This is a genomic window from Pseudonocardia sp., from assembly GCF_050246655.1.
GTDB lineage: Bacteria > Actinomycetota > Actinomycetes > Mycobacteriales > Pseudonocardiaceae > Pseudonocardia.
Genome location: NZ_JBFWVQ010000227.1, coordinates 1 through 3,531, shown reverse-complemented (window position 1 = coordinate 3,531; position 3,531 = coordinate 1). Strand labels below are relative to the sequence as shown.

Here is a 3,531-nt window from a genome sequence, read left to right as displayed (position 1 = left end):
GAAAGAATCCACTCATCAATCGACTACATGACCCCAATTGAACGTGAAATCGTGTACACTCACACCATCGCCCAACGGGGCAAGGTGGCCTGAACCCCAGCCTCTCGCGAACCCAGGACGGTTCAGGCTGCATCCGCTGGGCGCGCCGCTGACCGGCCACACCGGCTCCGTGGACACGGTGGCGTTCGCCCCGGACGGGCACACCCTGGCCACCGCCAGCTGGGACCAGACGGTGCGGTTGTGGGATGTGCGCGACCCGGCCCGGCCGCAGCCGCTGGGTGCCCCGCTGACCGGCCACACCGGCTCCGTGGACACGGTGGCGTTCGCCCCGGACGGGCACACCCTGGCCACCGGCAGCGGCGACAACACGGCGCGGTTGTGGGATGTGCGCGACCCGGCCCGGCCGCAGCCGCTGGGCGCGCCGCTGATCGGCCACACCGACGCCGTGGACGCGGTGGCGTTCGCCCCGGACGGGCACACCCTGGCCACCGGCAGCGACGACAACACGGCGCGGTTGTGGGATGTGCACGACCCGGCGGCCCGGCCCCAGCCGCTGGGTGCCCCGCTGACCGGCCACACCCTCGCCGTGTTCGCGGTGGCGTTCGCCCCGGACGGGCACACCCTGGCCACCGCTAGCTGGGACAGCACGGTGCGGTTGTGGGATGTGCGTGACCCGGCCCGGCCGCAGCCTCTGGGTGCCCCGCTGATCGGCCACACCGACGCCGTGGACGCGGTGGCGTTCGCCCCGGACGAACACACCCTGGCCACCGGCAGCTGGGACAGCACGGTGCGGTTGTGGGATGTGCGCGACCCGGCCCGGCCCCAACAGCTGGGCGCCCCGCTGACCGGCCACACCGGCTATGTGCGGGCTGTGGCGTTCGCCCCGGACGGGCACACCCTGGCCACCGCCGGCGACGACCAGACGGTGCGGTTGTGGGATGTGCGCGACCCGGCCCGGCCCCAGCCGCTGGGCGCCCCGCTGATCGGCCACACCCGCTTCGTGTATTCGGTAGCGTTCGCCCCGGACGGGCACACCCTGGCCACCGGCGGCGACGACCAGACGGTGCGGTTGTGGGATGTGCGCGACCCGGCTCGGCCCCAGCCGCTGGGTGCCCCGCTGATCGGCCACACCGGCTCCGTGGAGGCGGTGGCGTTTGCCCCGGACGGGCACATCCTGGCCACCGCCGGCGATGACCGGACGGTGCGGTTGTGGGATGTGCGTGACCCGGCTCGGCCCCAGCCGCTGGGCACCCCGCTGACCGGCACCAGTTCCGTGTTCGCGGTGGCGTTCGCCCCGGACGGGCACACCCTGGCCACCGGCAGCGACGACAACACGGTGCAGTTGTGGGATGTGCGTGACCCGGCCCGGCCCCAGCCGCTGGGCGCCCCGCTGACCGGCCACACCCGCCCCGTGCACGCGGTGGCGTTCGCCCCGGACGGGCACACCCTGGCCACCGCCGGCGCCGACCACACGGCGCGGTTGTGGGATCTCGCACCCTTCCTCCGCACCCGCGACCAGGCGACACAGATCGCATGCACACGAACCGGCGGGAGCCTCAATCCCGACGAATGGAACCGCATTACCGGCGGCCTGCCCTTTGAGGACGCATGCACCACGACGTGAAATGCAGACCGGGTCGTGCGCATGCGGTCGCTGTATTTGGTTGCCGCGTACCGGTGCGGTGCTGCTGCTCGTCGTGCGTTCTCGGGCTGGGCAGGCGGGCCCAGCGGTGGGGGGATCGGTCGTGACGCCGGCTCGGTCAGCGCGGCCCGAGGCTGCGATTCGGGGGTGCAGCTGGGTTCGTGGCGAGGGGGTGCGGCTCGCCGGTGAGGGCGGCCAGGGCGGCGGCGATTTCGGGGAGGCTGGCGCGGACGTAGGTGGCGGTCGTTGCTGCGTTCCCGCTGTTGTCGGTGTGTCCGGCGTAGGCGCGGGCGACGGCGTAGCCGAAGTTGCGTTCCACCCAGGTCAGGGTGGTGTGCCGCAGCCAGTGGGTGCTGATCTGTTGGGTGGATACCCAGGGGAGGTGGCGGCCGATGCGTGCCCAGAGGTGGTCGTAGCGGCGTGCGGTGATCGGATGCCCGTCGGTGTAGCGCAGAAGTTGCCCGTCGGCGGGGGCGCCGCGCTGTTCGCCGTGTTGTTGGAGGTAAGTCATCAGCGTCGGGGAGACCGGTTGCCAGCGGACGGTTTCGCCCTTCTCGCGGAGTCGGATCAGGCATTGGTCGGGGTCGAGATCGACGGGTCGGAGCGCGAGGGCGCCGCCGCGTCGGCATGCGGTCTCGGTGTGGAGGCGCAGAAGTAGGGCGTCGAGGGCGGGATCGTTGCCGGTGGTCGCCGCGACATGGTTGATGTCGGCCAAGCGGGTGTCGGGGACGGCGCGGCGTGTCGAGGGCAGCCGTCGGGGTTTGGCGACCTTGCGGGCGGGGTTGTCGGCGGCGGTGAGGTGGCCGTCGTCCTCGGCGTGGCGGTAGAGGCAGCGCAGCGCGGCGATGAGGTGTTCGGTGGCGCCGCGTCCCCCGCGGCCGTTGCGGCGCACTGTGACGTTGGATTTGAGATGCTCGGCGAGGTGATAGATCTCCGACGGAGTCGGCTCGTCCAGGCGTCGGTCGCCCCACTGCTCGGTGATCTTGTTCCAGTAGGACCCGTAGACGCGTCGGGTTCCGGCGCCGACGGCGTCGCGGACGACGGGGATGTACTCGGCGAACGTCGGTGCGGGAGCGTGCTGCGTTGTCGCGGTCAGTAGGTCGGCCGGGGAGACGCCCAGTCGGGCGAGCAGGAGCCGGGCCGCGTCGAGGTCGGCGGCAGATGGCGTGCTGTGTGGGGTGGCGAGGGTCATTCGGGTTCACCGCCGGTTCGGGTCGTGGCCTGCTGGGCGAGTACCGCGTCGAGCGCGGCCGGGGGATAGATGGCCAGCTCGGAGCGGTTGGTGTCGGCGGCTAGGAGCACACGGTCACCGGTGCGCAGGGCGCAGCGGTGGCGTAGTGCGGCGGGAAGGTTCAGGTGGCCTTGTCGGGTGACCTGTGTCGCGCCGTCCGGGTTGGGGACGACGGTGAGGGTTCCGGCAGTCTCGCTGATGCTCAGCCGATGTCCGGCGGGCCAACCAAGAGCGTGCAGGACCGTGCGATCGGCGATGCGGCCGTGGCAGTCCAGGGCCGCCATTCCGTATACCGGCGCATCGGATGGGCGCGGCGACCGGACTCCGGGCAGTGGCAGACCACGGCGGAGGCCGATCGAGCCGGCTCTCGGCGCGGCCGTCGACGGCGGGGCCGGTGAGGGCGCTGGGACGAACAGCGGGATGACCGCCGGGATTGGCGCCGTGGCGGTCACCACGACCACCACCGGACGACGGGCCGAGGCTGGCCGGACGCGACCGGGGACGGGGGACGTAGCAGGGATGCGACGAAACTGTGTCCGAGGGGGGACTTGAACCCCCACCCCCTACTCGGGGACTAGCACCTCAAGCTAGCGCGTCTGCCATTCCGCCACTCGGACTTGCACGGGCGAGCTTAGCCCACGCCCGCCGCCGGGCTGCA

3 protein-coding genes and 1 tRNA gene are annotated in these 3,531 nt (G+C 72.2%); 1 reads left to right on the top strand and 3 read right to left on the bottom strand.

What is annotated here, in order from left to right:
* Window positions 1–43 precede the first annotated feature (43 nt).
* Entirely contained in the window at window positions 44–1,624 is a 1,581-nt protein-coding gene (locus AB7J25_RS30550) for a WD40 repeat domain-containing protein (RefSeq protein WP_428514847.1), read from the top strand.
* A 136-nt stretch (window positions 1,625–1,760) separates the two neighbouring features.
* Here the strand turns inward: AB7J25_RS30550 and AB7J25_RS30545 are convergent, their stop codons facing one another.
* From AB7J25_RS30545 to AB7J25_RS30535, 3 genes are all read right to left on the bottom strand, one after another.
* Entirely contained in the window at window positions 1,761–2,834 is a 1,074-nt protein-coding gene (locus AB7J25_RS30545) for a tyrosine-type recombinase/integrase (RefSeq protein WP_428514845.1), read from the bottom strand.
* The gene (locus AB7J25_RS30540; protein ID WP_428514843.1) at window positions 2,831–3,157 is read right to left on the bottom strand and encodes an AbrB/MazE/SpoVT family DNA-binding domain-containing protein; all 327 of its coding nucleotides are present in this window, start codon (window positions 3,155–3,157) and stop codon (window positions 2,831–2,833) included. Before AB7J25_RS30540 ends, AB7J25_RS30545 begins: the two co-directional genes overlap by 4 nt.
* A 249-nt stretch (window positions 3,158–3,406) precedes the next feature.
* Window positions 3,407–3,490, bottom strand: a tRNA-Leu gene (locus tag AB7J25_RS30535).
* Between the last annotated feature and the right edge of the window lie 41 nt (window positions 3,491–3,531).

Coding starts and splice junctions, on each gene's coding strand:
- AB7J25_RS30545 (WP_428514845.1), bottom strand. CDS start 2,834: ATGACCCTCGCCACCCCACACAGCACGCCATCTGCCGCCGACCTCGAC.
- AB7J25_RS30540 (WP_428514843.1), bottom strand. CDS start 3,157: ATGGCGGCCCTGGACTGCCACGGCCGCATCGCCGATCGCACGGTCCTG.